Below are 308 nucleotides of genomic sequence, written 5' to 3' on the forward strand. Positions count from 1 at the left end.
CTGCGAACATGGTGCTGCCAACCAAAATAAGCTGGGTAGGAAGAGTTGCCGTAGTGCTCTGAGCCAGCGTCATTGTCACTGTTCCGGACAGCGGACTGGGTGTACCCGGTGTCCCTCCCGGATTGGCTGCGAACATCAGGCCACGAGACGTAGCAAAGATGTATCGGTTTGCGGCGGGCAAGAATGCCATGTCCAAGATGTAATCACCAGATGGCCCCGGCGCAGTCCACGCAGCGGCTGTTACCGAAAAACTAGACCATGCGCCCGCCGTGTTCAGCGCGGAATTAGCTGCAACCGCCATCAATCCG

1 protein-coding gene is annotated in these 308 nt (G+C 57.8%); it reads right to left on the reverse strand.

Going from position 1 to position 308, the window contains the following annotated elements:
- A partial coding sequence (locus AC1RPY_RS07755) for a hypothetical protein (protein WP_481763107.1) occupies nt 1–196 on the reverse strand: 196 nt, incomplete at its 3' end.
- Nucleotides 197–308 lie beyond the last annotated feature (112 nt).

The sequence above is a fragment of the Dellaglioa sp. CoH-56-MRSF-12 genome (assembly GCF_056782075.1).